24 protein-coding genes are annotated in these 24962 nt (G+C 70.4%); 14 read left to right on the forward strand and 10 right to left on the reverse strand.

Going from position 1 to position 24962, the window contains the following annotated elements:
- The first annotated feature begins 320 nt into the window (after positions 1-320).
- On the forward strand, positions 321-2372 hold the full coding sequence (locus tag ABD999_RS29190; protein WP_148035155.1) for a S9 family peptidase: 2052 nt from the start codon (positions 321-323) through the stop codon (positions 2370-2372).
- Entirely contained in the window at positions 2369-3367 is a 999-nt protein-coding gene (gene mgrA / locus ABD999_RS29195) for an L-glyceraldehyde 3-phosphate reductase (RefSeq protein ID WP_271275704.1), read from the forward strand. The genes ABD999_RS29190 and mgrA overlap by 4 nt, the downstream gene beginning before the upstream one ends.
- Here mgrA and ABD999_RS29200 read toward each other — a convergent pair.
- Positions 3336-5768, reverse strand: a complete 2433-nt coding sequence (locus ABD999_RS29200) for a lysylphosphatidylglycerol synthase transmembrane domain-containing protein (protein WP_271275703.1) — start codon at positions 5766-5768, stop codon at positions 3336-3338. The genes mgrA and ABD999_RS29200 overlap by 32 nt on opposite strands.
- 117 nt (positions 5769-5885) lie before the next feature.
- Between ABD999_RS29200 and ABD999_RS29205 the strand changes: the two genes are divergently transcribed.
- Complete coding sequence (locus tag ABD999_RS29205; protein ID WP_271275702.1) at positions 5886-7898, forward strand: molybdopterin-containing oxidoreductase family protein; 2013 nt, start codon at positions 5886-5888, stop codon at positions 7896-7898.
- On the opposite strand, the gene ABD999_RS29210 is transcribed toward ABD999_RS29205, so the two are convergent.
- Positions 7876-8535 carry an alpha/beta hydrolase gene (locus ABD999_RS29210; protein WP_271275701.1) on the reverse strand — a complete coding sequence of 220 codons (660 nt, stop codon included), beginning with the start codon at positions 8533-8535 and terminating at the stop codon, positions 7876-7878. The genes ABD999_RS29205 and ABD999_RS29210 overlap by 23 nt on opposite strands.
- Before the next feature lie 162 nt (positions 8536-8697).
- On the opposite strand from ABD999_RS29210, the gene ABD999_RS29215 reads away from it, so the two are divergent.
- Positions 8698-9240 carry a PadR family transcriptional regulator gene (locus ABD999_RS29215; protein WP_271275700.1) on the forward strand — a complete coding sequence of 181 codons (543 nt, stop codon included), beginning with the start codon at positions 8698-8700 and terminating at the stop codon, positions 9238-9240.
- Here the strand turns inward: ABD999_RS29215 and ABD999_RS44005 are convergent.
- A complete protein-coding gene (locus ABD999_RS44005) occupies positions 9219-10148 on the reverse strand; it encodes a GNAT family N-acetyltransferase (protein WP_425571070.1) in 930 nt (309 codons plus the stop codon). The two genes, ABD999_RS29215 and ABD999_RS44005, sit on opposite strands and share 22 nt — an antisense overlap.
- A gap of 79 nt (positions 10149-10227) precedes the next feature.
- On the opposite strand from ABD999_RS44005, the gene ABD999_RS29230 reads away from it, so the two are divergent.
- Positions 10228-10674: a hypothetical protein gene (locus tag ABD999_RS29230; RefSeq protein WP_219546683.1), complete on the forward strand. Its 447-nt coding sequence runs from the start codon at positions 10228-10230 to the stop codon at positions 10672-10674.
- Between the two features lie 4 nt (positions 10675-10678).
- On the opposite strand, the gene ABD999_RS29235 is transcribed toward ABD999_RS29230, so the two are convergent.
- Together ABD999_RS29235 and ABD999_RS29240 are read right to left on the reverse strand one after the other, a co-directional pair.
- Positions 10679-11056, reverse strand: coding sequence for a VOC family protein (locus ABD999_RS29235; RefSeq protein WP_148035161.1), 378 nt, complete (start codon positions 11054-11056; stop codon positions 10679-10681).
- Between the two features lie 33 nt (positions 11057-11089).
- Positions 11090-11896: a class I SAM-dependent methyltransferase gene (locus tag ABD999_RS29240; RefSeq protein ID WP_271275699.1), complete on the reverse strand. Its 807-nt coding sequence runs from the start codon at positions 11894-11896 to the stop codon at positions 11090-11092.
- A 103-nt stretch (positions 11897-11999) separates the two neighbouring features.
- On the opposite strand from ABD999_RS29240, the gene ABD999_RS29245 reads away from it, so the two are divergent.
- Together ABD999_RS29245 and ABD999_RS29250 are read left to right on the forward strand one after the other, a co-directional pair.
- The gene (locus tag ABD999_RS29245) at positions 12000-13805 is read left to right on the forward strand and encodes an acyl-CoA dehydrogenase (protein ID WP_271275698.1); all 1806 of its coding nucleotides are present in this window, start codon (positions 12000-12002) and stop codon (positions 13803-13805) included.
- 128 nt (positions 13806-13933) lie between these two features.
- The gene (locus ABD999_RS29250; protein WP_148035164.1) at positions 13934-14158 is read left to right on the forward strand and encodes a hypothetical protein; all 225 of its coding nucleotides are present in this window, start codon (positions 13934-13936) and stop codon (positions 14156-14158) included.
- Here ABD999_RS29250 and ABD999_RS29255 read toward each other — a convergent pair.
- On the reverse strand, positions 14155-14448 hold the full coding sequence (locus ABD999_RS29255; protein WP_148035165.1) for a Dabb family protein: 294 nt from the start codon (positions 14446-14448) through the stop codon (positions 14155-14157). The genes ABD999_RS29250 and ABD999_RS29255 overlap by 4 nt on opposite strands.
- Before the next feature lie 80 nt (positions 14449-14528).
- Here ABD999_RS29255 and ABD999_RS29260 point away from each other — a divergent pair, with 80 nt between their 5' ends.
- Positions 14529-15251: an NUDIX hydrolase gene (locus ABD999_RS29260; protein ID WP_271275697.1), complete on the forward strand. Its 723-nt coding sequence runs from the start codon at positions 14529-14531 to the stop codon at positions 15249-15251.
- A gap of 6 nt (positions 15252-15257) precedes the next feature.
- Here ABD999_RS29260 and ABD999_RS29265 read toward each other — a convergent pair whose 3' ends face one another.
- From ABD999_RS29265 to pdhA, 3 genes are read right to left on the reverse strand one after another with little or no spacing between them, the layout of a single operon-like run.
- Entirely contained in the window at positions 15258-16631 is a 1374-nt protein-coding gene (locus ABD999_RS29265) for a dihydrolipoamide acetyltransferase family protein (RefSeq protein WP_271275696.1), read from the reverse strand.
- 15 nt (positions 16632-16646) lie between these two features.
- Entirely contained in the window at positions 16647-17627 is a 981-nt protein-coding gene (locus tag ABD999_RS29270) for an alpha-ketoacid dehydrogenase subunit beta (protein ID WP_148035168.1), read from the reverse strand.
- Complete coding sequence (pdhA, locus tag ABD999_RS29275; protein ID WP_271275695.1) at positions 17624-18715, reverse strand: pyruvate dehydrogenase (acetyl-transferring) E1 component subunit alpha; 1092 nt, start codon at positions 18713-18715, stop codon at positions 17624-17626. Before pdhA ends, ABD999_RS29270 begins: the two co-directional genes overlap by 4 nt.
- Before the next feature lie 228 nt (positions 18716-18943).
- On the opposite strand from pdhA, the gene purS reads away from it, so the two are divergent.
- The 4 genes from purS to ABD999_RS29295 all read left to right on the forward strand — a co-directional run bounded on the left by purS (position 18944) and on the right by ABD999_RS29295 (position 21251).
- On the forward strand, positions 18944-19189 hold the full coding sequence (purS, locus tag ABD999_RS29280; RefSeq protein WP_219546690.1) for a phosphoribosylformylglycinamidine synthase subunit PurS: 246 nt from the start codon (positions 18944-18946) through the stop codon (positions 19187-19189).
- Positions 19190-19405: 216 nt separating this feature from the next.
- On the forward strand, positions 19406-19792 hold the full coding sequence (locus ABD999_RS29285; RefSeq protein ID WP_271275705.1) for an ATP-binding protein: 387 nt from the start codon (positions 19406-19408) through the stop codon (positions 19790-19792).
- Positions 19793-19805: 13 nt separating this feature from the next.
- Positions 19806-20150: a hypothetical protein gene (locus ABD999_RS29290; protein WP_271275694.1), complete on the forward strand. Its 345-nt coding sequence runs from the start codon at positions 19806-19808 to the stop codon at positions 20148-20150.
- A gap of 108 nt (positions 20151-20258) precedes the next feature.
- Positions 20259-21251: a DUF418 domain-containing protein gene (locus ABD999_RS29295; protein WP_271275693.1), complete on the forward strand. Its 993-nt coding sequence runs from the start codon at positions 20259-20261 to the stop codon at positions 21249-21251.
- Here the strand turns inward: ABD999_RS29295 and ABD999_RS29300 are convergent.
- Positions 21243-21479 carry a hypothetical protein gene (locus ABD999_RS29300; RefSeq protein ID WP_271275692.1) on the reverse strand — a complete coding sequence of 79 codons (237 nt, stop codon included), beginning with the start codon at positions 21477-21479 and terminating at the stop codon, positions 21243-21245. The two genes, ABD999_RS29295 and ABD999_RS29300, sit on opposite strands and share 9 nt — an antisense overlap.
- Positions 21480-22023: 544 nt before the next feature.
- On the opposite strand from ABD999_RS29300, the gene purQ reads away from it, so the two are divergent.
- Together purQ and purL are read left to right on the forward strand one after the other, a co-directional pair.
- Entirely contained in the window at positions 22024-22707 is a 684-nt protein-coding gene (purQ, locus tag ABD999_RS29305; protein WP_271275691.1) for a phosphoribosylformylglycinamidine synthase subunit PurQ, read from the forward strand.
- The gene (gene purL / locus ABD999_RS29310; RefSeq protein WP_219546696.1) at positions 22704-24956 is read left to right on the forward strand and encodes a phosphoribosylformylglycinamidine synthase subunit PurL; all 2253 of its coding nucleotides are present in this window, start codon (positions 22704-22706) and stop codon (positions 24954-24956) included. Before purQ ends, purL begins: the two co-directional genes overlap by 4 nt.
- Positions 24957-24962 lie beyond the last annotated feature (6 nt).

Consider the following 24962-nt stretch of genomic DNA (forward strand, 5'->3'; position numbering starts at 1 on the left):
GGATCAAACTCTCCATAAAATGAATTTGAATCCCAACCAAAAAGGAATCCGTCACAGAAATACATGACGGGGTTGTGCATCATGCACTGGCTTTTAACACACTGTTGAGTTCTCAAGAAACGGACGCTTGCGGGCGTTTCGCTTCGTCTTTATCTTCGCACCCCCTCGAATCCGTGTCAAATTGACTCGAATCCTTAAAGGTGGAGGAATGTCGCCGGACGCGCCGACTCCATAAGATTAGCAGCGCCTCCGAGTGCTCACGCCGCGTTCACCCGCCACGTAGGCCACGAATCGATCACGGCCGACCATAGACTCCCCACGTGAGCAGCTACACGCCGCCCGTGGCGAAGAAGATCCCGGCTGAACGCGTCCATCACGGCGACACCGTGATCGACGAGTACGCGTGGCTGGCCGGCAAAGACGACCCCGACACGATCTCCTACCTGGAGGCGGAGAACGCCTACCTGGAGCAGGAGACCTCTCATCTGACGGAGCTGCGCGAGCGAATATTCCAGGAGATCAAGGGCCGCACCCAGGAGACCGACCTGTCGGTGCCGAGCCGCAAGGGCGCGTGGTGGTACTTCACCCGCACCGAGGAGGGCAAGCAGTACGCCGTGTCGTGCCGGGTGCCCGCCGACAGCGAGACGCCTCCGGACATCACCGTCGGCGAGCGCCTGGACCACGAGCAGACCCTCCTCGACGGCAACGAGCTGGCCGGCGACAGCCCGTTCTTCTCCATGGGCACCAGCGCCGTCTCCCCCGACGGCACGATGCTCGCCTACTCGACCGACTTCACCGGCGACGAGCGGTTCACGCTCCGGTTCAAGGACCTGCGGACCGGTGAGCTGTTGCCCGACGAGATCGAGGGCATCTTCTACGGCGGCGCCTGGTCGGCCGACGGCTCGACGTTCTTCTACACCCGCGTCGACGACGCCTGGCGGCCGTTCCAGGTCTACCGCCACACCCTGGGCACCGGCGAGGACACCCTCGTCTACCAGGAGGACGACGAGCGGTTCTGGGTCGGCATCGCGCTGACGCGCAGCGAGCGCTACCTCGTGCTCGGCGCGGGCAGCAAGATCACCAGTGAGGTGCGCCTCCTCGACGCGGCGACGCCGTCCGGCGAGTTCCAGCTCGTGCGACCCAGGAAGACCGGCGTCGAGTACGGCGTCGACCACGCGGGCGGCTTCTTCTACGTGCTGCACAACGAGAACGCGCGCGACTTCGAGCTGGCCACCGCGCCGCTCGACGACCCCGGCGAGTGGACCCCGCTGGTCCCGCACCGCGACGACACCCGCCTGCTGGAGATCGACGCGTTCGCCGGGCACGCCGTGCTGCACTTCCGCCGTGACGGGCTGACCGGGCTCCGCGTGCTGCCGCACAACGGCGAGCCCCCGTACGAGATCGAGTTTCCCGAGCCGCTGTACGACGTCGGGCCGGCCGGCAACCCCGAGTTCGTGACGAACCGGCTCAGGCTGGCCTACACCAGCATGGTGACGCCCGCCAGCGTCTACGACTACGACCTGGCCACCCGCGAGCTGATCCTGTTGAAGCGGCGGCCGGTGCTGGGCGGTTACGACCCGGACGACTACGAGCAGTTCCGCGACTGGGCGACGGCCGAGGACGGCACCGAGGTGCCGGTCTCGATCGTCAAGCGCAAGGACAGCACGCTCCCGGCGCCGACGGTGCTCTACGGGTACGGCAGCTATGAGACGTCCATCGACCCGGCGTTCTCGGTGCCCAGGCTGTCGCTGCTCGACCGGGGGTTCGTGTTCGCGGTCGCGCACGTGCGCGGCGGCGGTGAGATGGGCCGCCGCTGGTACGAGGACGGCAAGCTCACCAGGAAGCGGAACACGTTCACCGACTTCGTGGCCGTGGCCCGGCACGTCAAGCAGGCCGGGTGGAGCTCGAAGGTGATCGCGCGCGGCGGGTCGGCGGGCGGGCTGCTCATGGGCGCGGCGGTGAACCTGGCGCCGGAGGAGTTCGCGGGCGTGGTGGCCGAGGTGCCGTTCGTGGACGCGCTCAACACCATCCTGGATCCGTCGCTGCCGCTCACCGTGATCGAGTGGGACGAGTGGGGCGATCCGCTGCACGATCCGGAGGTGTACGCCTATATGAAGGGGTACACGCCGTACGAGAACGTCGACGGCAGGACGTACCCGCCTATCCTCGCGATCACCAGCCTGAACGACACCCGCGTGCTGTACCACGAGCCGGCCAAGTGGATCGCGCGGCTGCGTGAGACGGCCGCGGGCGGGCCGTTCCTGCTCAAGACGGAGATGGGCGCCGGCCACGGCGGGCGCAGCGGGCGCTACGACGCCTGGCGGGAAGAGGCGTTCGCGCTCTCCTGGATAGTGGAGAGGGGCACGGCATGACCTATCTGGCCGATCCGGGGCGCTACGAGCGGCAGCCGTACAACCGGAGCGGGCGCAGCGGGCTCAGGCTGCCGGCGGTGTCGCTGGGGCTCTGGCACAACTTCGGCGACGACCGCCCGTTGTCGAACTCGCGGGCGATCCTGCGCCGCGCGTTCGACCTGGGCGTCACGCACTTCGACCTGGCCAACAACTACGGGGTGCCGTACGGGTCGGCGGAGCGGAACTTCGGCGCGATCTTCCGGCGGGACTTCAGGCCGTACCGGGACGAGCTGATCATCTCGACGAAGGCCGGCTACGACATGTGGCCCGGCCCGTACGGCGAGTGGGGGTCGCGCAAGTACCTGCTGGCCAGCCTGGACCAGTCGCTGGAGCGGATGGGCCTGGAGTACGTCGACATCTTCTACAGCCACCGGCCGGATCCCGACACGCCGCTGGAGGAGACGATGGGGGCGCTGGACCGGGCGGTGCGCTCGGGCAAGGCGCTGTACGCGGGCATCTCCAACTATCCGGCGGAGCGGACGGCGCAGGCCGCGAGGATCATGCGGGAGCTGGGCACGCCGCTGCTCATCCACCAGCCGTCCTACTCGATGATCAACCGATGGATCGAGGACGGGCTGCTGGACGTGCTGGAGGAGGCGGGCATGGGGTGCATCGTGTACTCGCCGCTGGCGCAGGGCCTGCTGACCGACCGCTATCTGCAGGGCGTGCCGGCGGACTCGCGGGCGGCCACCAGCCGGTTCCTCAGCCCCGACCGGATCGACGCGGAGCTGACCCGCGCGCTGAACGAGCTGGCCGGGGAGCGGGGCCAGACGCTGGCCCAGATGGCGCTGTCGTGGACGCTCAGGGACCCGCGGGTGACGAGCGTGCTGATCGGCGCGAGCAGCGTGCGTCAGCTGGAGGACAACGTGGCGTGCGTGGAGGGCCCGGTGTTCACGGAGGACGAGCTGAAGGCGATCGACGCGATCACAGCGCCTCGTGCCGCTGAAGGTAGGTGAACGCCGCCCAGCCGGGGAGCACCGGCAGCCAGAACGTGAGCAGCCGGTAGAGCAGCACGGCCGAGGTCGCCAGTTCCGCGGGCACCCCGGCCACGGTCAGGCCCGCCGTGAGCGACAGCTCGACCGCGCCCAGGCCACCAGGCGTGGGCGCGGCCGAGCCGATGGCGTTGGCCGTGAGGTAGACGACCGCCACCGTGGTGAAGCCGATCTCCCAGTTGAAGGCGTGCACGCACGCGTACAGGCAGAGCACGAACGTGAGCGTGATCAGGAGAGTGCCGATCGAGCCCTCGATCAGCTTGCGCGGCGACTGGAGCACGTCCAGCAGCCGGGGCAGCACGTTGGAGAACAGCCGCTTCATCCGCCGGGTCACCAGGCGGCGCAGCGGCGGCACCCCCAGCAGCACCACGACCAGCAGGGCGACCGCCAGCAGCGCCACGACCAGGCCGCGTGACGGGGTGAAGGTGCTGGCGGTGTTGGAGCCGGTGATGTAGGCGAACAGCAGCAGCAGCCCGATGTGGAAGGCCAGCATGACGAGCTGCGAGGCGCCCACGCTGGCCACCGCGAGGGCCGGCGCGATCCCGCGCTTCTGCAGGTAGCGGGTGTTGATGGCGACGCCGCCGACGGCGGCGGGCGCGACGAGCTTCACGAACGAGGCCGCGAACTGCACGAGCGTGGTCCGCCACAGCGGCAGGGAGTAGGGCACGAAGCCCCTGAGCATGACCGCGGCGGCCACGAAGCTGACGAACGAGGCGACCAGCGCGAGCACCGACCAGGCCCAGTTGGCCTGGACGACCACCTGCACCAGGTTGACCTGGCTGAGCTGGGAGAGCAGGAAGTAGGCGGCGAGCGTGCTGGCGATGATGGTGACCAGGGTGCGCGGCCGGAATCTCTCCAGCCGCATCTCCTCGACCTTGACCTCGGGTTCGAGTGCGACGATCTGCTCGCGGATGACGCCGAGGAGGTTCTTGTCCTTGGCCAGGGCCGAGCGGGTCTCGCGGGTCAGCGCGATGCGCTGGAGCAGCGGCATGGCCGCGGCGAGCGACTCCGTGCCCATGACCGCGTTCGCCGCGCGCACCGACCGCTCGGCGCCGACGCGCAGCGACAGGTAGACCAGGAGCTGGGCGATGTCGAGCCGGAGCAGCAGGTCACCGGCGGCGATCTCGCCGCTGCGGGCGTCGGTGAGCACGACCCGGCCGGCCTTGTCGAGGTGGATGCCCTCGCCGGTGAGCCGCCGGTGGGCGAGGCGCTGGATCTGCAGCAGGGACACCTGCTCCCAGATCTGGTGGAGGATGTCGTCGTCGATCTCCTCGGTGGGCACCTCGTCGAGCGGACGGGTGTCGATGTGCTCGTAGACGAGCAGCGCCGCTTCGGTGCCGATCTCGCTGGTGCCGAGCAGCCTGGGCGTGCTGGCTCCCGCCGCCTGCGCGGCGTACGCCATCAGGGCCTCGCGTTCGAGCTCGGCGCGGAGCGAGCGGATGGCTCTTCGCCTGGTCTCGGTGCTGAGCCGGAAGCGCCGCCACAGCCGGTACGGCAGGCCCGCCACCTGGCGGTCGCGGTCGAGCACGGTGACGTCGATCCGGGCGCCGTCGGCGAGCCCGACGGAGTAGCGGCGGCTGCCCTGGTGGTCGTCCTCGATGCGGCGGGCCGACACCGGCGCGAACGACAGCTTGCGCAGGGCCGCCACCACCGCGTTTCCCGGCGGCCTGGTGTTGGGGCTGCCGATCCCGTACAGGGTGGCGTAGCCGATGGCCATGCCGACCAGGACGGTGACGATGGCGCCCGGCAGGGTGATCTGCCTGCCGGAGTAGAGGGCGAGGATGTAGAGCGCGATCACCGTCCACATGAGCGCGCGCCAGGTCGGCCGGCGGGAGACGCGCACCGCGGTGGTGTAGGCGAGGACGGACGTGAGCAGCGTGTTGAGCGGCTCGATGCTGCGGCCGCCGGTGAGCAGCTGGCTGAGGTCGTCGGCGTTGCCCGCGAGGAGCCACTGGCCAGTCAGGAACGCGCCGACCATGCCGATGATGGCGGCGATCAGTCCTTCGGCGACGCGCAGGCCGTCGCGGTGGAAGACGCGCTCCACGGCGAAGGCGACGGGCACGATGAGCACCGCGGCGCCGCCGATGAACGTGGCGATCCGGCTGAGCAGCGGGACGAGGGTGGTGCCCTCCGTGACGTCCCGTTCCAGTCCGTACAGGGTCTGCTTGGCGACCAGGGCCAGCAGGATCACGGCGCCGAGCGCGGCCAGGGTGGCCAGCAGGCGCAGCAGGTCGGAGGGGCGGCGCAGGCGCTGCGGCAGGAGCGGCTCGACGACGTACACGTCAGGCTCGGCGCGCGCTCCGGCGGCGGACGGGCTCCTCTCGGGAGATCCCTCCGCGTCCTCGTGTTCATTGATGTCGGCCACCGACAGCGATTCTGCACCTTCCTCGCGGGACCGTACGTTCTTGCGGCCTTAGTGTCCCGAATCGTCACCTGGGATCGGGCATCGGGTACCCGACCTCTTGCCCGTAGTCTGTCTCTTATGCCAGGTGAATTGAGGGTTCTGGGGGCCTGTCCGCTCGATTGTCCTGACACCTGCTCCTGGGTGGTCACCGTGCGTGACGGCCAGGCCGTCTCGATGCGCGGCAATCCCGATCATCCTTACACCCGCGGCGCGCTGTGCGTGAAGGTCAACCGTTATCTGGAACACTCCAGGGCTGCCGACCGCATCCTTTACCCGATGCGACGGGTCGGGCCCAAGGGGTCGGGCCGGTTCGAGCGCATCAGCTGGGACGAGGCGCTGGAGGAGATCTCCGTACGGCTGCGCGGCATCGTCGAGGAGCACGGCGGTCAGGCGATCTGGCCCTACCTCGGCACCGGGTCGCTCGGTTACCTCCAGGGCTGCGAGGGCGTGGCGGGGCGGCGATTCTGGAACATGCTGGGCGCGTCCCGGCACTGGCTGAACATCTGCTCGACCGCCGGCAACTCCGGGCTGACGCTGACCAATGGCACCCCCGGCGGCATGGACCCGGAGAACTTCGCGCAGGCGAAGCTGATCCTGCTGTGGGGCACGAACCCGCTCACCAGCGGCCACCACCTGTGGAAGTTCATCCAGGACGCGCGCGCGGACGGCGCCCACGTCGTGGCCATCGACCCGATCCGCACCCGCACGGCCGACCAGGCGGACGAGCACCTGGCGATCCGGCCCGGCACGGACGCGGCGCTCGCGCTCGGCCTGCTCAACGTGGTGCTGGCCGAGGGCGCCCAGGACGAGGAGTTCCTGACCGCGCACACCGAGGGCTGGGAGAGCTTCCGGGAGGAGATCCTGGAGTATCCGGTCGAGCGGGTGGCGGAGATCACCGGCATCCCGGCCGAGGCGGTCCACAGGCTGGGGACGAGGCTGGCGCGCACCCGCCCCACCGCCATCCGCGCCACCATGGGCATCCAGCGGCACGCGGGCGGCGGCACCGCCCTGCGCACGATCGCCGCGATCCCCGGCGTGACCGGCGACTGGCGCCACCCCGGCGGCGGGGTGGCCTACTCGACCAGCGGCCACGCGCACCTCTCCATCGACACCCGTGACGACCTGCTGCCCGGCCCGGTGCGCACGCTCACCATGACCCGGCTGGGCTCGGAGCTGGCCAAGCCGGACTCGGTCAAGTGCCTGTGGGTGTACGCGGCCAACCCGGCGGGCTCGACCTCCGACGGCAACGCCGTGCGGGCGGGCCTGGCCCGCGAGGACCTGTTCACGGTGGTGGTGGAGCAGTTCCCGACCGACACCGTGGACTACGCCGACATCGTGCTGCCCGTCACCATGCAGACCGAGCACTTCGACCTGCACGCCGGCTACGGGCACCTCTACCTGCTGTGGAACGAGCCCGCGGCGTCCCCGCCCGGCGAGTGCCTGTCCACCACCGAGACGTTCCGGCGGCTGGCCGCGCACATGGGGATGACCGAGCCGTCGCTGTTCGACTCGGACCTGGAGCTGGCCGAGGACCTGCTGTCGAGCGGCCACCCGTCGCTGGAGGGCATCACGGTCGACCGGCTGCGCAAGGAGGGCTGGGTGCGGATGAACTACCCCGAGCCCTTCACCCCGTTCGCCGAGGGCTTCCCGACCAGGTCCGGCCGGATGCGCTTCCCGCCGCGTGGCAAGGCGTACGTCCCGTCGCGGTCCTCGCAGACCGACGGCGGGCTGGTGCTGATCACCCCGGCGCCGCACACCTTTCTGAACACCACGTTCGCGAACAACCCGGAGCTGCTGCGGCGGGCCAAGGACCCGGTGGTGCTGGTGCATCCGGCCGACGCGGCGGCCCGCGGGCTGTCGGACGGGCAGCGGGTACGGGTGCGCAACGCCTTCGGCGAGTTCCTGGCCGACGTGGAGGTCAGCGACCGGGTGGCGCCCGGCGTGGTGGCCTCGCCCAAGGGGCGCTGGCCCAAGCTCAGCCCCGGCGGCGCGAACGCGAACGCGGTGGTCGAGGAGCGCGACGCCGACCTGGGCAGGGGCGCGGTCTACCACGACAACCGGGTGGAGCTCATCCCCTGTGCCGGTCCATGAACGCGACGATCCGGTCGATGACCTCGCCGCCGTAGGAGCCGCGGAACAGCTCTGAGGCGTGCACGCTCTCGCCCTGGATGACATGGATCTGCCGGTCGGGGGCGCGGGTGGCGGCGTCATGGGCCGCCTGGAGGTCGTCGGCGCCGCCGTAGCCGTCGTTCTCGGTGCCGATCTGGAGCAACGGCACGGTGAGCTCGGCCGCGTCCTCGGCGTCGATGGCGCCGGACAGGGCGATCACCCCGGCCGCGCGCTCGCCGAACTTCGTCGCGGCGGGGACGGCGGTGGTGGCGCCGATGGAGCCGCCGGCGAAGAACACCCGCTCGGCGCCCTTCTTGGCCAGCCTGCGTGCCATGGCCAGCGCGGTGTCCTCGGGGCTGGCGTCGAACTTCCTGGCGTAGAGCAGCACGCGGTAGCCGGCGGCGACCAGCCGGTCGGAGAGCGGGCGCCAGGTGCACACGTTGCCGTTGTTCTCGTAGGAGATGACCACGCCGATTTCGCCGTCGCCGGTGATGACGCCCGGCAGACCGTCCCCGTACGTGAAGATCTCGCCATCGTCGCGGGTGTAGCAGCCGCTCACGTTCGGCCCCTTGGCCTTGGTCTTCGTGGGCGTGGGCGTGGTGGGCGTCGGAGTGGCCATGGGCGGACTCGGCGCCGGCTGTGCGGCGCGGTCCGTGCCCCCGCAAGCGGTCAACGCCAAGACGAGTAACACCGAGCCCGCGATCATGCGCATGGCCGCCCCTCTCCACCAGAAACTATGTCAGTTCTGACATAGTGTCCGGCACAATACCCTGGACGGACCATGACCTCAACGCTGGGATTCGCGATCCTCGCCGTGCTGGCCCGCGGCGAGCGCACCGGGTACGACATCGCCGCGTCCATGCGCAGGCCGCTGTCGTACTTCTGGACGGCAGGCCACAGCCAGATCCACACCGAGCTGCAGAAGCTGCTGGCCGAAGGGCTGGTGTCTTACGAGACGGAGGCCGGGCCGGGGCCGCAGGACAAGAAGATCTACCGCCTGACCGGCGAGGGCACCGCCGCGCTGCGCGGATGGATCACCGATCCGCCGCGCGAGCGGCCCGAGCGTGACGAGCTGGTGCTCAAGACGTACGCCGCCGCGCTCGCCGACCCGGCGGCGCTGCGCCGGCTCTTCGCGGACCAGCTCGCCAAGCACGAGGCGCGGCTGACCGAGTACGAGCGCGAGGAGGAGGCCATCGGTGGGCCGCCCGGGTTCGGCGACCCGCGCTGGGGCAACTACGCGGCGCTGCGCTGCGGACTCGGGTACGAGCGCCACCGGGCCGAGTGGTGCAGGTGGATGCTCGATCAGCTCAGCGAGAGCTTGTAGCCCTCGTGGGAGGCGGTGAAGCCGAGCGCGTCGTAGAAGCGGTGCGCGCCGGCGCGTGACTTGTCGGAGGTGAGCTGCACCATCGCGCAGCCGCGGGCGCGGGCGCGGTCGATCCCCCACTGGATCATCTTCCGGCCCAGCCCCTGCCCCCGCGTCGAGGCGGCCACGCGCACGGCCTCGATCTGGCAGCGCTCGGCGCCCAGCCGAGACAGCCCGGCCAGGTAGGTCAGCTGCATGGTGCCGACCACCTTCCCGTCGCGCTCGGCCACGATCAGCTCGTCCCACGGGTCCGCGTCGATGCGCTCGAAGGCGGCCAGATAGCGCGGGTCGCCGGGGTCGCCCTCGCGCTCGGCCCCCAGCGGGTCGTCGGCCAGCATGGCCACGATCGCGGGCACGTCGTCCGCACGGGCCGTCCGGAAGAGCAGTGACAGGACATAGTGGGATTCGGGGATGTCGGGGTTGGACGGCAGGCCCATGGTCTTCCCGGTGGGCGCGAACCCCTTGCCCGCGTAGAGCGCCCTGGCGACGGTGTTGTGGTCGACGCACCACAGCTCGACCTCGTCCAGGCCCTCCTCCCGGGCCCGCCCGATCGCCGCGTCCACCAGCCGCGAGCCGACGCCGCGGCCCCTGGCCTCCGGCGCGACCCACATGGACAGCAGGTGCGCCCGGCCCTCCTCGACCCGCACGCAGACCAGCCCCACGTCGCCGCCCTCGGCGACGGCCACCCGCCACCACGACCCGGACAGCCGCTCCCGCCACGTATCGGGGGTGAACCCGCTCTCCCTCTCGTAAGACGACCCAAAGGCGTCAGGCGCGTCTTGCAGCGCCCGCAACCGGACCGCCTTCAACCGCTCCCACTCGTCCGCGCCGAACCGCTCGATCACGACTTCGCTCATGGCCCGCATCATGCCAACACCGTCGTACCAGGGTCGAAATCAGGGTGCATCCCCGATGTGGGCAAGGGACGCCGAAAGGCACGCTGAGGACATGAACGAAATCACCCGACGCGATGAAGTCTCCCTGTCCGGCGCGGCGCTGCGCGGGGCCCCGTGGAAGGCCGCCGCCGTCGGCGGCGGCGCGATCGCCGCGGCGAGCTTCGGCACCGGCCTCATCACCGGCGGCGGTGACCTGTCGTGGGCGCTGGGCCTGGGCATCGCCCTGTTCGCGCTCATCGCCTCCATCGGCGCGGTGACCAAGCCGAACGAGGGCGACCGAGTGACCCGCCAGGCACGCCAGTGGGGGCTGAACCATCCGTGGAAGTTCGCGCTGATGCCCGCCGGCATGGCCGCGGTGCTCGACTATCCGGTGCAGCTCGTCTTCGACGACGCGCACTGGCTCGGCGGGCTCTTCGACGCCGGGTGGCACGGCCTGCTCGTGTACGTCATCGCGGGCATCCTGACGACGACACTCAAGGGACGCGCCCTGACGCGATGACCTCTCACGCCTCGCGCTCGGCCTGGCTCCGGCACACGCAGAACTCGTTGCCCTCCGGGTCGAGCATCGTGACCCAGCCCTTGCCGTCCTCGGTGCGGTGGTCCTCGTACACGGTCGCGCCGAGCCCGAGCAGCCGCTCGACCTCCTGCTCGCGGGTGCTGCCCGCGGTGGCGCTGACGTCGAGGTGGAGCCGGTTCTTGACCTGCTTGCCCTCCGGGACGCGGATGAAGAGCAGGAACGGGTAGCGGCCGGTCTCCAGCATCACCTCGTCGTCACCCGGGACGTCGCCCTCGCCGAGCGGGAGCCCGAGGGCCTCACCCCACCACGAGGCGAGTTTGTACGGGTCGGCACAGTCGACGCTCACGCACTGAAGCTCGATCATGTCGTCCACCCAATCGCGGCACCGGCGACCGCGTCAAACCGGTCGGTCCCACCAGACGGTGACCCAGCGGTCGCGGGGCAGCGGCCACATGCCGAGCTCAAGCGCCGTCCGCCCGACCTCCTCGGCCCTGGCCGGCTCCAGGCAGATGCGGTGGCAGGCGCTCGCCGCCAGCTCCTCCAGCGAGTCGAAGCGCTCCAGCGGGGATTCGCGCTCCTCGACGTGCACGTCGAAGCCGAGCGCGGCCGCCAGCGCCACGCAGTCTTCCGCGATGGGCCGCACCGGGCGGACGATGCCGTGGAAGTGTTCCCACAGCGGCGAGATCCAGCTCATCGGGTGTCGGTTCGGCAGCTCCAGCACCACCCGGCCGCGGGTCCGCTCGTCCAGCGCCCGCAGGAAGCGGTCGAGGTCGGGCACGTTGTAGACCACGTGGGCGGCCACCGTCACGTCGACCTCGGGCACCCGCCCGGCCACGTCGGGCCAGCGGCCCTCGACGGTGGTGGCGGGCACGCCCAGCTTGTCGGCGCGGGCCGCCAGCTCCTCCAGCATCTCGCCCGAGGTGTCGACCGCGTACAGGTGACCGATCCGCTCGTGCAGCGGCAGGGACGCGGCTCCAGGGCCGGATCCGACGTCCAGCAGCGTGCCCCCGGCGGGCAGCGCCTCCGACATCCGGGTCAGCGTGGGACCGTCGTCGCGCTCGGCGAGCGCCCTGTCGGTGCGGCTGGTGAAGCGCGCCAGCGGATAGGACCAGGGATCGGCCGGCGCGGCGGCCAGGATCTCCTCCGGAATGGCCCAGGATCCCAGGCGCTCTCGCCACAGCGCGGCGAGTTCATCGGCGTCCATGGAGTCGAGCATGCCATGCATATCTCTGGTTACCCGCGGGTAGCATTCCTAGTAAGGTTACTGGCCAGTAGAGAAACGCACCGGTTCAAGGAGAGCTGCACCCATGGGCCACTACAAGAGCAACCTTCGTGACCTCGAATTCAACCTCTTCGAGGTCTTCGGGCGCCGCGAGATCCTCGGCAGCGGTCCCTATGCGGAGATCGACGAGGACGTCGCGCGCAGCATCCTGGACGAGGTCAACCGGCTGTCCACCACCGTGCTGGCCGACTCGTTCGAGGAGGGCGACCGCCACCCGCCCGTGTTCGACCCCGCGACCGGCTCGGTGACGTTGCCCGAAGGCTTCAAGAAGTCGTACAAGGCGCTGGTCGACGGCGGCTGGGCGCACCTCGACCTGCCTCCGCACCTGGGCGGCCCCGGCATCCCGCGCAGCCTCGCCTGGGCGACGGCCGAACTGGTGCTCGGCGCGAACCCCGCGCTCTACATGTACGCGGCCGGCCCCAGCTTCTCCTACACCCTGTGGAAGGTGGGCACCCCCGAGCAGAAGCGCTTCGCCGAGCTGGCCATCGAGCGCAACTGGGGCGCCACCATGGTGCTCACCGAGCCCGACGCGGGCTCCGACGTCGGCGCGGGCCGCGCCAAGGCGGTACGGCAGGACGACGGCACCTGGCACGTCGAGGGCGTCAAGCGCTTCATCACCAGCGCCGAGCAGGACATGACGGAGAACATCTTCCACCTGGTCCTGGCCAGGCCCGAGGGCCACGGCCCCGGCACCAAGGGCCTGTCGATGTTCCTGGTGCCGAAGTACCACGTCGACCTGGAGACCGGCGAGCTCGGCGAGCGCAACGGCGTGTACGTGACCAACGTCGAGCACAAGATGGGCCTGAAGGTCTCCACGACCTGCGAGCTGACCTTCGGCGAGAAGCACCCGGCGATCGGCTGGCTGGTCGGCGAGGTGCACGAGGGCATCAAGCAGATGTTCATGGTCATCGAGCACGCCCGCATGATGGTCGGCACCAAGGCCATCGCCACCCTGTCCACCGGTTACCTCAACGCCCTGGAGTTCGCCAGGTCGCGGGTGCAGGGCGCCGACCTGACCAGGCAGGCCGACAAGACCGCGCCCCGGGTCACCATCACCCACCACCCGGACGTGCGCCGCGAGCTCATGCTGCAGAAGGCCTACGCCGAGGGCATGCGGGCGCTCGTGCTCTACACGGCCACCTTCCAGGACGCCGTCCAGATCGACCCGGACGACCGGCACGCGCACGAGATGAACGACCTGCTGCTGCCCCTGGTCAAGGGGGTCGGCTCGGAGCGCTCGTACGAGCTGCTGTCGCGCTCGCTGCAGACCCTGGGCGGCTCCGGCTACCTGCAGGACTACCCGATCGAGCAGTACATCAGGGACGCCAAGATCGACTCCCTGTACGAGGGCACGACCGCGATCCAGGGCCTGGACCTGTTCTTCCGCAAGATCCTGCGCAACCAGGGCTCGGCCATCGGCAAGCTGCTGAGCGAGATCAACGAGTTCGCCGCCTCCGAGGCCGGCAACGGCCGGCTCAAGGAGGAGCGCAAGCTGCTCGCCGAGGCCGCGGCCGAGGTCAAGGTCATGGGCGACACCATGGCGGGCTGGGCGCTCGGTTCGATGGAGAAGCCCCAGGAGGTCTACAAGGTCGGCCTGAACAGCACGCGGTTCCTGCTGGCGCTGGGCGACCTGGTGATCGGCTGGCTGCTGCTGCGCCAGGCCGAGGTGGCCCTGGCCAAGCTGGCCGACGGCGAGGACCCGTTCTACCAGGGCAAGGTCGCCGCCGCCGGGTTCTTCGCGGAGACGGTTCTGCCGCGCCTGGCCGCCGAGCGCCGCGTGCTCACCGGCACCGGCCTGGAGCTCATGGAGCTTCCGGAGGAGGCTTTCTAGCGGATCCTCACCCCAGGACGCCCGTTCCGGACACGGAGCGGGCGTCCCGCGTTTCCAGGCGAGGTAGTGATCGCCCATACTCGGGTATGACCGTGGGCGTACGCACTGTTTGCCGTCTGGAGGTCGTGATGGGTGTCGGGGTCAGCATCTTCTTCCTCACGCTCGGCGCCATCCTGAGGTTCGCGATCGAGCCCGACGTGTTCGGCGACAGCGTCCACATGGACGTCATCGGTCTCATTTTCATGATCGTGGGCGGGGTCGGCGTCGTGCTGAGCATCGTGCTGGCGCCCAGGCGCGGCCAGACCTCGGAGGGCCGGCTGATGCACCGGGAGAACCACCCGCCGGAGATCTAACAGCCGAACTGCACGGCGGCCCGGGTCGCCAGGATGGGCTTGATGTGCTCCGCGATCACCGCCTGGTGGCGCGGGTGGTCGCGGTAGGCGCGGTAGTCGTCCTCGCTGTCGAAGTCGGCGACGACGGCGAAGTCGTGGTTGCCGGGGTTGATGCCGGCGTCGGGGCCCAGCAGATAGGAGCGGATCTCGGGGATCTGGCCGGGGAGCTCGCGCAGCTCGGCCGCGACCGCGGCCTTCTGCTCCTCGGTTGCCTCCGGTGACCAGGTGAACAGCACCACGTGACGAATCATGGGCGAACCCTATCGACAACGATCGACCGCCTCATTATTCTCACTGCGAGATTTACTCGTACTGAGAAAGACGATGGTGCATGGAAGACTCCCTCGCCTCCCGGCTGCACGCGCCGGTCGCGGTGACCGTCGACGTGGTGGCGCTGACCATCCGCGACCGGCGGCTGCACGTGCTCATCGTCGAGCGCGACGCCGAGCCGTACGCGGGATCCTGGGCGCTGCCGGGCGGGTTCCTCGAGCCCGGCGAGGACCTGGCGGAGGCGGCGACGCGGGAGCTGGCCGAGGAGCGCGGGCTCGGCACCCGGCCCGCCCACATCGAGCAGCTCGGCAGCTACGGCGACCCGGCGCGCGACCCCCGCATGCGGGTCGTGTCCGTGTCGTACCTCGCCTTCGCCCCCGACCTGCCCGACCCCCGGGCCGGGGCCGACGCGGCGACGGCCGGCTGGCACGCCGTCGACGACCTGCCCCCGCTGGCGTTCGACCACGCGCGGATCGTGGCCGACGGGGTCGAGCGGGCCCGCGCCAAGCTGGAGTACACGCCGCTGGCCACGGCGTTCGCGGGCGCCACGTTCACTGTCTCCGAGCTGCGGCTGATCTACGAGACCGTGTGGGGGACGCGGCTGCACGCGGGCAACTTCCACCGCAAGGTCCTCTCGGTGCCGGGCTTCGTCGAGGGCACCGGCGAGACCACCGAGACCGGCGGCACGCGCGGCGGCCCCCGGGCCAGGCTCTACCGGGCCGGCGACGCCCGCCTCCTCCACCCGCCGCTGCTCAGACCGGCGAGGGAGGAGGCGATCCGATGACGGGTGTCAGCTCCAGGCCAGCATGTGGAGGGGGTCCTCCAGCATGGCGCCGACGTCGCGCAGGAACAGGGAGCCCAGCTCGCCGTCGACGACCCGGTGGTCGAAGGAGAGGGCCAGCGTCGTCACCTTGCGCACCGCCAGCTCGCCGTCGACCACCCACGGCATGTCCCGCACCTGGCCGAAGGCGAGGATGGCGCTCTCGCCCGGGTTCAGGATCGGGGTGCCGGTGTCGACGCCGAACACGCCCACGTTGGTGATCGTGATCGTGCCGCCGGCCATCTCCGCCGGTTGGGTGCGGCCCTCCCGCGCCGTCTCCGCCAGCTCGTTGAGCGCGCGGGCCAGGGCGGGGAGCGGGAGCCGGTGGGCGTTCTTGATGTTCGGCACCAGCAGGCCGCGCGGGGTGGCGGCGGCGATGCCCAGGTTCACGTAGCGCTTGACCACGATCTCCTGGCTCGCCTCGTCCCACACCGAGTTGATCATCGGGTGGCGGGCGGCCGCGACCAGGACGGCTTTGGCCACCAGGAGCAGCGGCGAGACCCTGACCTCGGCGAAGTCGGGCATCGCGCGCAGGCGGCGGACGGCGGTCATCGTCTCCGTCACGTCGACCTGGAGGAACTCGGTGACGTGCGGAGCGGTGAAGGCGCTGCCGACCATGGCCTGGGCGGTCATCTTCCGCACGCCCTTGACGGGGACGCGCTCCTCGTCCGGGGTCTCCGCGGGCGTCACCTGGGCGACGGCCGCGTGCACGTCCTCGCGGGTGATGGTCCCCTGGGGGCCGGTGCCGGTGAGGGTGGTGAGGTCCACCCCCAGGTCCTTGGCCAGCTTCCGGACGGGCGGCTTGGCCAGCACGGCCACCCGGCCCGGCGCCGCAGGCGCGGGTTCCTCGGCCTCGGCGGTTTCGCCCGCGCCCGGGGTGGCGGTCCTGGCGGGGTTGGCCACGGGAGGGGCCGGGATCGTGGCGGGGGTGGGCGTCTTGCGGGGACGGCGTCGGGTGGTGCCGGTCTTGACGCCGTAACCGACCAGGACCGCCTGGCGCTCCTCCTTGGGCGCGGGGCCGCCGTGGGCGCCGGGTTCGACCGCGCCCTCCTCGGGCGGGCTGGGGACGAGGTCCTCCGCCAGCCTCTCCTGGGTGCCGGCTTCCTCCAGGGTGTCGACCGCGATGACGGGGACGCCGACGTCCACCGTCTGGCCCTCCTCCGCCATCAGGGCCGCCACCACGCCGTCCCACGGGATGGGCAGCTCGACGATGGACTTGGCCGTCTCGATCTCGACGACTATCTGGTTGACCTTGACCTCGTCGCCCGGCTGGACGCGCCAGCGGACGATCTCCGCCTCCGTCAGCCCTTCGCCGACGTCGGGGAGCCTGAACTCGCGTCTCATCTGCACAACCCCCTGTCAGTACGCGAAGGCGCGGTCGACGGCGTCGAGCACCCGGTCCAGGTCGGGAAGGTAGTGCTCCTCCAGTTTGGACGGCGGGTAGGGGGTGGAGAAGCCGCCGGCCCGCAGCACCGGGGACTCCAGGTGGTAGAAGCACCGCTCGGTGATCCTGGCGGCCAGCTCGGCGCCGAACCCGTTGTTGACCGGCGCCTCGTGCACCACGACCGCCCGCCCGGTCTTCCGTACGGAATCCATCACCAGCGGCTGGTCGAGCGGGTTGAGCGAGCGCAGGTCGATCACCTCAAGGGAGCGGCCCTCCTCCTCGGCGGCCTGGGCGGCCTCCAGGCAGGTCTTGACCATCGGCCCGTGGGTCAGCAGGGTGAGGTCGGTGCCGGGGCGCACCACCAGGCCCTTGTCCATGGGGGTCCACCAGCCGGTGTCGGCGGTGTCGACGTCGGCTTTCTCCCAGTAGCGCCGCTTGGGCTCGAAGAAGATCACCGGGTCGTCGGAGCGGATCGCCTGCTGGATCATCGAGTAGGCGTCGGCGGGGTTGGAGCAGGCCACCACGCGCAGCCCGGCGGTGTGCGTGAAGTACGCCTCGGGAGACTCGCTGTGGTGCTCGACGGCGCCGATGCCGCCCCCGCACGGGATCCGTACGACGACCGGGAGTTTGATCGCGCCGAGCGAGCGCATCGGCATCTTGGCCAGCTGGGTGATGATCTGGTCGGCGGCCGGGAACACGAACCCGTCGAACTGGATCTCGCACACCGGCCGGTAGCCGCGCAGCGCCAGCCCGATCGCGGTGCCGATGATGCCGGACTCGGCCAGCGGCGTGTCGATCACGCGGTCCTCGCCGAAGTCCTTCTGCAACCCGTCGGTCACCCGGAACACGCCGCCGAGCTTGCCGACGTCCTCGCCCATGATGAGGACCTTGGGGTCGTCCTCCATGGCCTTGCGCATGCCCTCGTTGAGCGCCTTGGACAGGCTCATCACCGTCATCGCTCGAACCCCTCCAGGTAGGCGGCGAACTGGGCGCGTTCCTCGTCGATCAGGGCGTGCGGCTCGGCGTACACGTGCTCGAAGATGGCCGTCGGCTCGGGGTCGGGCAGGGCCAGGCAGCGCCGGCGCAGGTCGGCGCCGAGCTGGTCGGCCTCCGCCTCGACGGCGTCGAGGAACTCCTGGTCGGCCAGCTCGTTCTTGAACAGGTAGGCCTTGACGCGCTCGATCGGGTCCTTGAGCTTCCACGCCTCCAGCTCGCTGGCCACGCGGTAGCGGGTGGGGTCGTCGGTGGTGGTGTGGGCGCCCATCCGGTACGTGAACGCCTCGATGAGCATGGGCCCCTGGCCCTCGCGGGCGTTCTTGAGCGCCTGGCGGGTGACGGCGAGGCAGGCGAAGACGTCGTTGCCGTCGACCCGGACGCCGGGGAAGCCGAACCCGGACGCCCTGCGGTAGAGCGGGATGCGGGTCTGCTTCTCCAGCGGCTCGGAGATGGCCCACTGGTTGTTCTGGCAGAAGAACACGATCGGCGCGTTGAACACGCTGGCCCAGATGAACGACTCGTTCACGTCGCCCTGCGAGGTGGCGCCGTCGCCGAAGTAGACGATCGTCGCGGCGTCGGCGTCGTCTCGCTGGATGCCCATGGCGTAGCCGACGGCGTGCAGCGTCTGGCTGCCGATGACGATCGTGTAGAGGTGGAAGTTGTGCTCCTTCGGGTTCCACCCGCCGTGGTTGACGCCGCGGAACAGGCCCAGGAGCTTGACCGGGTCGACGTCGCGGCACCACGCCACGCCGTGCTCGCGGTAGGTGGGGAAGGCCATGTCGGCGTCGGTCAGCGCCCGGCCGGAGCCGATCTGCGCGGCCTCCTGGCCGAGCAGCGAGGCCCAGATGCCGAGCTCGCCCTGGCGCTGCAGGGCGACGGCCTCCAGGTCGACGCGCCTCACGAGGACGAGGTCGCGGTAGAGGGACCTGACCTCTTCCGGTGTCAGGTCGATGTCGTAGTCGGGGTGCTGGACCCGCTCGCCCTCGGGGGTGAGTAGCTGGACGAGCTCCGGGGGTGCTTCGGCACCACGAGAGGCGTCGATGGTCACGTGCCACTCCTGTGCAATCGGGACCGGTGTCGATGGGTTTTCCACCTCTGACCGGCCTTTGGGTGCGTCGGACCGTGTGATGGTGGTTCGTACGCGCTTGAGGCCATGGTGGCAGACGTCACAGTCCTTCGCGCAAGCCCCATGCCCTCCCCGTTCCCCACGTTCTGGCGGCGAACACACGCCGGTAGGCTGTGGTTTGCCAACCCCGCCGTACCCAGGAGGAACGCAGTGGCGCGCGTGATCGTTGACGTGATGCTGAAGCCCGAGATCCTCGACCCGCAGGGCCAGGCGGTCGCCCGAGCGCTGCCCCGGCTGGGCTTCTCCGGTGTGTCGGCCGTGCGCCAGGGCAAGCGGTTCGAGCTGGAGCTCGACGGCCCCGCCGACGAGGCGGCCATTGCGGACGTCCGAAAGATGGCCGAGACTCTTCTCGCCAACACCGTGATCGAGGACTTCACGGTCAGAGTGGAAGAGTAGGACAGCACATTTCACATAGGGCCTGACGTGGCTAAAGCCGCATTCCGGCGTACCACAATGCCACGGGCATGCCAACAGTAAATAACAACCGCGTGATTTTGCGGTTAGCCCCGATTTCACGGGGAAACCTACTCCAGGTGACATTCCGGAGCCCGGAGGAGTCCGGTGGACATTGAGTTCTCGTTGGCACTGCCACGGGATGCGATCGGCATCCCGATGGTCAGGCGAGTGCTTGGCGATGCGATGCGTTCGCTGCACGTGAGTGAGTCGTGCATCGCCGACATGCTGCTCGCTGTCTCCGAGGCATGCTCCAACGCGGTGCGCCACGGCGGCCCCGCCAACCGCTACGAGGTCTCCGCGTCGATCGGCTACGGCCGCTGCGACGTGCGCGTGGCCGACAACGGCGGCGGCCTGCCGTCGATGCCGCTCCGCTTCCCGCCCCCCGACACCGAGAACGGCCGCGGCCTGCTCATCATGCGCTCGGTGGTCGACGAGATCTCCTTCGGCATCACGCCGGGCCGGGGCACGACGGTCCACCTGCGCAAGCAGCTCGCCTGGGAGGACGAAGAGCCCGCCCGCTCCCGCGAGCTCGCCGCGGTCTGATTATCATCACCGCGTGAAAAAGCTGCTCGCCTGCGTCGCGCTGTTATCGCTGACGTCCTGCGGGCACGGCGACGACCGACACGTCGTACGATCCCTCACCGCGATGGAGCGCGTGGCCCGGACGACCGGTCCTGACGATGCGGTCCGGCCGCGGAAGGTCGGGGAGACCGAGTTCCAGGCCATCTTCCGGAAGGGTGACCGGGTCTATTTCCAGGTGGGCGAGCACGGGCCCGGAGTGGACCCGTACGGCTACGTGTGGAGTCCTGACCAGGCGCCCGTGGACGACTCCAACCCGTCGGTCGCCTCGTCCTTCGAGCACCTGCGGGGCCACTGGTACCGCTGGCGCGACAGCTACTGACAGCGCCCGGCGTCTCGCGCCGAACCGGCCGAAAGTATGATCAAAAACGCCGTGAATCCTGCTTCCGGCCGGTGTCGTCCTCTCGGTGGCCTTGCAGGATGAGGCCCCATGCCAAGCGCAGAACTCCCCCCAGAACGCCTTCCCGGCCACCCACTCACGCCCGCCGCGCCCGCGTCCGGGCGGCCCCGCATCATCGCGCTCGACGTGCTCCGCGGGTTCACCCTCTGCGAGATCCTGCTCGCCAACATCCAGCTGATGGCCACCGGCGGCACCGCCGTCGTGACCCAGCCGCTGGGCGACTGGGACCCCTGGCTCGGGCTGCCGATCTTCTCCCTGCTGTTCGGCATCGGGTTCTCGCTGCTGCTGGACTCCGCCGCCGACCGCGCCGCCCGCCCGTGGCTGGTCCTCCTGCGCCGGCTCGCGGCGCTGCTCGCGATCGGCCTGCTGCACATGCTGCTGTGGCCGGGCGAGATCCTGACCAAGTACGCCGTCGTCGGCCTGCTGGTGCTGCTGCCTTCTTCCTGGCTGCCCCGGTGGGCCGTGGCGGGCCTCGCCGCCGTGTTCATCCCCGCGGCGCTGGTCGCCGGGGGCGGGCCCCTGCTGATCGCCGGGCTGTTCCTGCTGGGCTCGGCGCTGGTCCGGTACGGGGTGATCGAGCACATCGAGCGGTCCACCCTGTGGCCGCTCCTCCTGGGGCTGGTCTTCGCGGCGGGGGCGGCCGCCGCACTGTGGACGAGGCCCGAAGCGGGCCCGTCCTTCGCGACCGGCCTGGCCGATCTGCTGGTCGCCGGCGTGGTCGTGTGCGCCCTGCTTGTGCTGCTCAGAACACCGCTGCGACCTGTGCTGCGGGTCGTCTTCGCGCCGCTGGGCAAGATGGCCCTGACCAACTACCTGACCGCCACGGTCCTCGTCCTGGCCGCCGCCCACCTCCTCGGCCTGCCGATCGGCGAGTCCTCTCAGGTGGCGTTCCTGACCGCGGGAGCCGTCCTGGCGGCCCAGTGGCTCTTCTCCGCCCTCTGGCTGCGCCGCTACCGCCAGGGACCCCTGGAGTGGCTCTGGCGCTGGGCCACGTGGGCTGAGCGCCCGCCCGGCTCACGCTGACTGGACGGCTTCTCCGGCCTGCTGCAGCCTGGGGAAGCGGGTCTGGCTGGCCAGCAGATGGCCCACGCCGACGATGGCCACGACGGGCCATTCCACGACTCCCAGCGCCCCCATGGAGACGAGGACCACGTAGAAGGCGAGGTGCGGGCCCTCCGGCACGGTGATCGTGCCGACCATGGGCAGGGTGAACTGCTTGGGGTGCTCGTCCTCAGCGGGCTTGACGACCATGATGCCCCTCCTTCGATGGACGCCTCCCCCTTCGGCTGCCCCCCGCCAGACCCGCTAACCCGCAGCAGCAGAAAGCTCCGTTCAACCCCCGGTTTCCTGAGCGCTCGCCTCTTGCGGTCAGGGATCGACGACCGGGACTGGCCGGGCGTCGCCGAATGACGTCCTTCAGATCGCGATGTACGGGCGAGTCCACGTCCACCGAGGAGCCCCGCCTGACCTGGCTCTGCACGCGTTGGGCGGGAAACGTCCGCAGAGCAATATCAGGATTGTCCCCCGCTTCATGTCAGAAACGTCCATGATCAACTGCTGTTTTCGTCCGCTCGCGCGTTCGACGCCGGGTCCCGGATCTCCTGATGCCTATGGCCGCTTGTGGGGCGTCGGGCGGTAGCCCTCTGGAAGGGCGTCCGAGCGGAGCGAGGGCCTTGGGTGGGCGTACGAAGGGCGGAGGTTGATGAGGAGCATCGGGGCGCACCCGATAACCTGAAGTGACCGCCGCCTGCCACGGAGATGGCGGCTGCGCAACTCCTCGGAGGGGACGACAGTCATGAGCGCTGCCCGCGTGGGCGTAGTGACGTTTCCAGGCACACTCGACGACCAGGATGCCGCCAAGGCCGTGCGCCTCGTGGGCGGGGAGCCGGTGCCGCTGTGGCACGCCGACCGGGATCTCAAGGGGGTCGACGCGGTCTTCCTGCCGGGCGGGTTCTCCTATGGCGACTATCTCCGGTGCGGGGCCATCTCCCGGTTCGCGCCGCTGATGGAGGAGATCGTGTCCGCCGCGCGGGCGGGGCTGCCGGTGCTGGGCACCTGCAACGGGTTCCAGATCCTGTGCGAGGCCCATCTGCTGCCCGGCGCGCTGACGCGTAACGCCTCGCTCCACTATGTCTGCCGCGACCAGCGGGTGCGGATCGAGACGGCCGACACGGCGTGGACGAACGCGTACGCGGCCGGTCAGGAGATCACGCTGCCGGTCAAGCACGGCGAGGGCCGTTACGTGGCCGACCCGGAGACGCTGGCCGAGCTGGAGGCCACCGGGCGGGTCGTGGTCCGTTACGTGGGCGGCAACCCCAACGGCTCGCTCAACGACATCGCCGGGGTGCGCAACGAGGCGGGCAACGTCGTCGGCCTGATGCCGCATCCCGAGCACGCGGTCGAGGATCTGGTCGGCGCGCCGGGCACCGACGGCCTCGGCTTCTTCACCTCCATTCTCAAGAAGCTGGTGGACGCATGAGCACCGACTCCGTCAAGCGTGCGGAGGTCACCCCCGACGAGCCGATGCCCTTCGCCGAGCTGGGCATGAAGCAGGACGAGTACGACCGGGTCCGCGAGATCCTGGGCCGCCGCCCGACCGGCTCCGAGCTGGCCATCTACAGCGTCATGTGGTCCGAGCACTGCTCGTACAAGTCGTCGAAGGTGCATCTCAAGCAGTTCGCCACCAAGGCTCCGCATTCCGACGCCCTGCTGGTGGGCATGGGCGAGAACGCGGGCGTGGTCGACATCGGCGACGGCTGGGCCGCCACGTTCAAGATCGAGTCGCACAACCATCCCTCGTACGTCGAGCCGCACCAGGGTGCGGCCACCGGCGTCGGCGGGATCGTCCGCGACATCATGTCGATGGGCGCGCGGCCGATCGCGGTGATGGACTCCCTGCGGTTCGGCGGCGCCGACCAGGCCGACACCCGCCGGGTGCTGCCCGGCGTGGTGGAGGGCATCAGCCACTACGGCAACTGCCTCGGCCTGCCCAACATCGGCGGCGAGGTCGTCTTCGACCCGTGCTACATCGGCAACCCGCTGGTCAACGCGCTCTGTGTGGGCCTGCTGCGCAAGGACCAGATCAAGCTGGCGACCGCGCCGGGGCCGGGCAACAAGGTGGTGCTCTTCGGCGCCTCGACGGGCCCCGACGGCATCGGCGGCGCGAGCGTGCTGGCCAGCGCGACGTTCGAGGACGAGTCCGCGGCCAAGCGGCCCGCCGTCCAGGTGGGCGACCCGTTCATGGAGAAGCTGCTCATCGAGTGCTGCCTGGAGCTGTACGCGGCCGACGTGGTCGTCGGCATCCAGGACCTCGGCGCGGCCGGCGTGTCCTGCGCGACCACGGAGCTGGCCGCCAAGGGCACCGGCGGCATGGACGTCGACCTCAACCTGGTCCCGCTTCGCGATCCCTCCCTGCGCCCGGAGGAGATCCTGATGAGCGAGTCGCAGGAGCGGATGATGGCCGTCGTCCGGCCCTCCGACATCCCGGCGTTCATGGCGATCTGCGAGAAGTGGGACGTCCCCGCCACCGTGATCGGCGAGGTGACCGACACCGGCCGGCTCGTGATGACCTGGAACGGCGAGGTCATCGTCGACATCCCGCCGGGCACCGCGGCCGACGACGGCCCGGTCTACGAGCGCCCCTACCACGAGCCGTCGGGGCAGGCGGCGCTGAACGCCGACACCCCCGACCGGCTGGAGCGCCCGTCCGACCTGCGCGCGACGCTGCTGCGGCTGCTCGGCTCGCCCAACCTGGCGTCGAAGGAGTGGGTGACCGGCCAGTACGACCGGTACGTACGCTCCAACACGGTCCTCGCCCAGCCCGCGGACGCGGGGATGCTGCGTGTGGCGGAGGACATCGAGGGGGCCGAGCCGACCACCCGCGGCATCGCGCTGTCGACCGACGGCAACGGCCGTTACGCCAAGCTCGACCCGTACGCGGGGGCGCAGCTCGCGCTGGCCGAGGCGTACCGCAACGTGGCCGTCACCGGCGCCAGGCCGCTGGCCGTCACCAACTGCCTCAACTTCGGCTCGCCGGAGGACCCCGAGGTGATGTGGCAGTTCGCCGAGGCGGTGCGCGGCCTGGCCGACGCCTGCCGGATCCTGGGCGTGCCGGTGACCGGCGGCAACGTGTCCTTCTACAACCAGACCGGGTCGACGGCGATCAACCCGACCCCGGTGGTCGGCGTGCTCGGCGTGATCAACGACGTGGCCAGGCGGGTGCCGACCGGGTTCACCGGCGAAGGGCTGCGGGTGGCGCTGCTGGGCGAGACGCGGGCCGAGTTCGGCGGCTCGGAGTGGGCGCACGTCGAGCACGGCCACCTGGGCGGCCTGCCGCCCGAGGCGGACCTGGAGGCCGAGCAGGGGCTGGGCCGGGTGCTGGTGACGGCGGCCGCGCGGGGCCTGCTGGAGGGGTCGCACGACCTGTCCGACGGCGGCCTGGCCATCGCGCTGGCGGAGTCCTGCATGGCGCGCGGCGTGGGCGCCCGGGTGACGCTCACCGGCGACCCGTTCACCGAGCTGTTCAGCGAGTCGGCGGCCAGGGCTCTGGTAGCGGTGCGGCCGGAGGCGTTCGACGACCTGGCCAAGCTCTGTGCCGAGCACGACGTGCCGTGCTACGGGCTGGGCGTCACGGGCGGGACGTCGCTGGTGGTCGAGGGCGTGCTGGAGGTGCCGGTCGAGGAGCTGCGGGAGACGCACGCGGCCACGCTGCCGGCGCTCTTCGGCTGAGACCGG

It is taken from the genome of Nonomuraea ferruginea (genome assembly GCF_039540635.1).
In the GTDB taxonomy this organism is placed as follows: domain Bacteria; phylum Actinomycetota; class Actinomycetes; order Streptosporangiales; family Streptosporangiaceae; genus Nonomuraea; species Nonomuraea ferruginea.

Excerpts from the sequence above, each read along its gene's own strand:
- mgrA (WP_271275704.1), top strand. The coding sequence starts at position 2,369 with ATGACCTATCTGGCCGATCCGGGGCGCTACGAGCGGCAGCCGTACAAC.
- ABD999_RS29205 (WP_271275702.1), top strand. The coding sequence starts at position 5,886 with ATGCCAGGTGAATTGAGGGTTCTGGGGGCCTGTCCGCTCGATTGTCCT.
- ABD999_RS29210 (WP_271275701.1), bottom strand. The coding sequence starts at position 8,535 with ATGGCCACTCCGACGCCCACCACGCCCACGCCCACGAAGACCAAGGCC.
- ABD999_RS29215 (WP_271275700.1), top strand. The coding sequence starts at position 8,698 with ATGACCTCAACGCTGGGATTCGCGATCCTCGCCGTGCTGGCCCGCGGC.
- ABD999_RS44005 (WP_425571070.1), bottom strand. The coding sequence starts at position 10,148 with ATGATGCGGGCCATGAGCGAAGTCGTGATCGAGCGGTTCGGCGCGGAC.
- ABD999_RS29230 (WP_219546683.1), top strand. The coding sequence starts at position 10,228 with ATGAACGAAATCACCCGACGCGATGAAGTCTCCCTGTCCGGCGCGGCG.
- ABD999_RS29235 (WP_148035161.1), bottom strand. The coding sequence starts at position 11,056 with ATGATCGAGCTTCAGTGCGTGAGCGTCGACTGTGCCGACCCGTACAAA.
- ABD999_RS29240 (WP_271275699.1), bottom strand. The coding sequence starts at position 11,896 with ATGGACGCCGATGAACTCGCCGCGCTGTGGCGAGAGCGCCTGGGATCC.
- ABD999_RS29245 (WP_271275698.1), top strand. The coding sequence starts at position 12,000 with ATGGGCCACTACAAGAGCAACCTTCGTGACCTCGAATTCAACCTCTTC.
- ABD999_RS29250 (WP_148035164.1), top strand. The coding sequence starts at position 13,934 with ATGGGTGTCGGGGTCAGCATCTTCTTCCTCACGCTCGGCGCCATCCTG.
- ABD999_RS29255 (WP_148035165.1), bottom strand. The coding sequence starts at position 14,448 with ATGATTCGTCACGTGGTGCTGTTCACCTGGTCACCGGAGGCAACCGAG.
- ABD999_RS29260 (WP_271275697.1), top strand. The coding sequence starts at position 14,529 with ATGGAAGACTCCCTCGCCTCCCGGCTGCACGCGCCGGTCGCGGTGACC.
- ABD999_RS29265 (WP_271275696.1), bottom strand. The coding sequence starts at position 16,631 with ATGAGACGCGAGTTCAGGCTCCCCGACGTCGGCGAAGGGCTGACGGAG.
- ABD999_RS29270 (WP_148035168.1), bottom strand. The coding sequence starts at position 17,627 with ATGACGGTGATGAGCCTGTCCAAGGCGCTCAACGAGGGCATGCGCAAG.
- ABD999_RS29285 (WP_271275705.1), top strand. The coding sequence starts at position 19,406 with ATGGTCAGGCGAGTGCTTGGCGATGCGATGCGTTCGCTGCACGTGAGT.
- ABD999_RS29295 (WP_271275693.1), top strand. The coding sequence starts at position 20,259 with ATGCCAAGCGCAGAACTCCCCCCAGAACGCCTTCCCGGCCACCCACTC.
- ABD999_RS29300 (WP_271275692.1), bottom strand. The coding sequence starts at position 21,479 with ATGGTCGTCAAGCCCGCTGAGGACGAGCACCCCAAGCAGTTCACCCTG.
- purQ (WP_271275691.1), top strand. The coding sequence starts at position 22,024 with ATGAGCGCTGCCCGCGTGGGCGTAGTGACGTTTCCAGGCACACTCGAC.
- purL (WP_219546696.1), top strand. The coding sequence starts at position 22,704 with ATGAGCACCGACTCCGTCAAGCGTGCGGAGGTCACCCCCGACGAGCCG.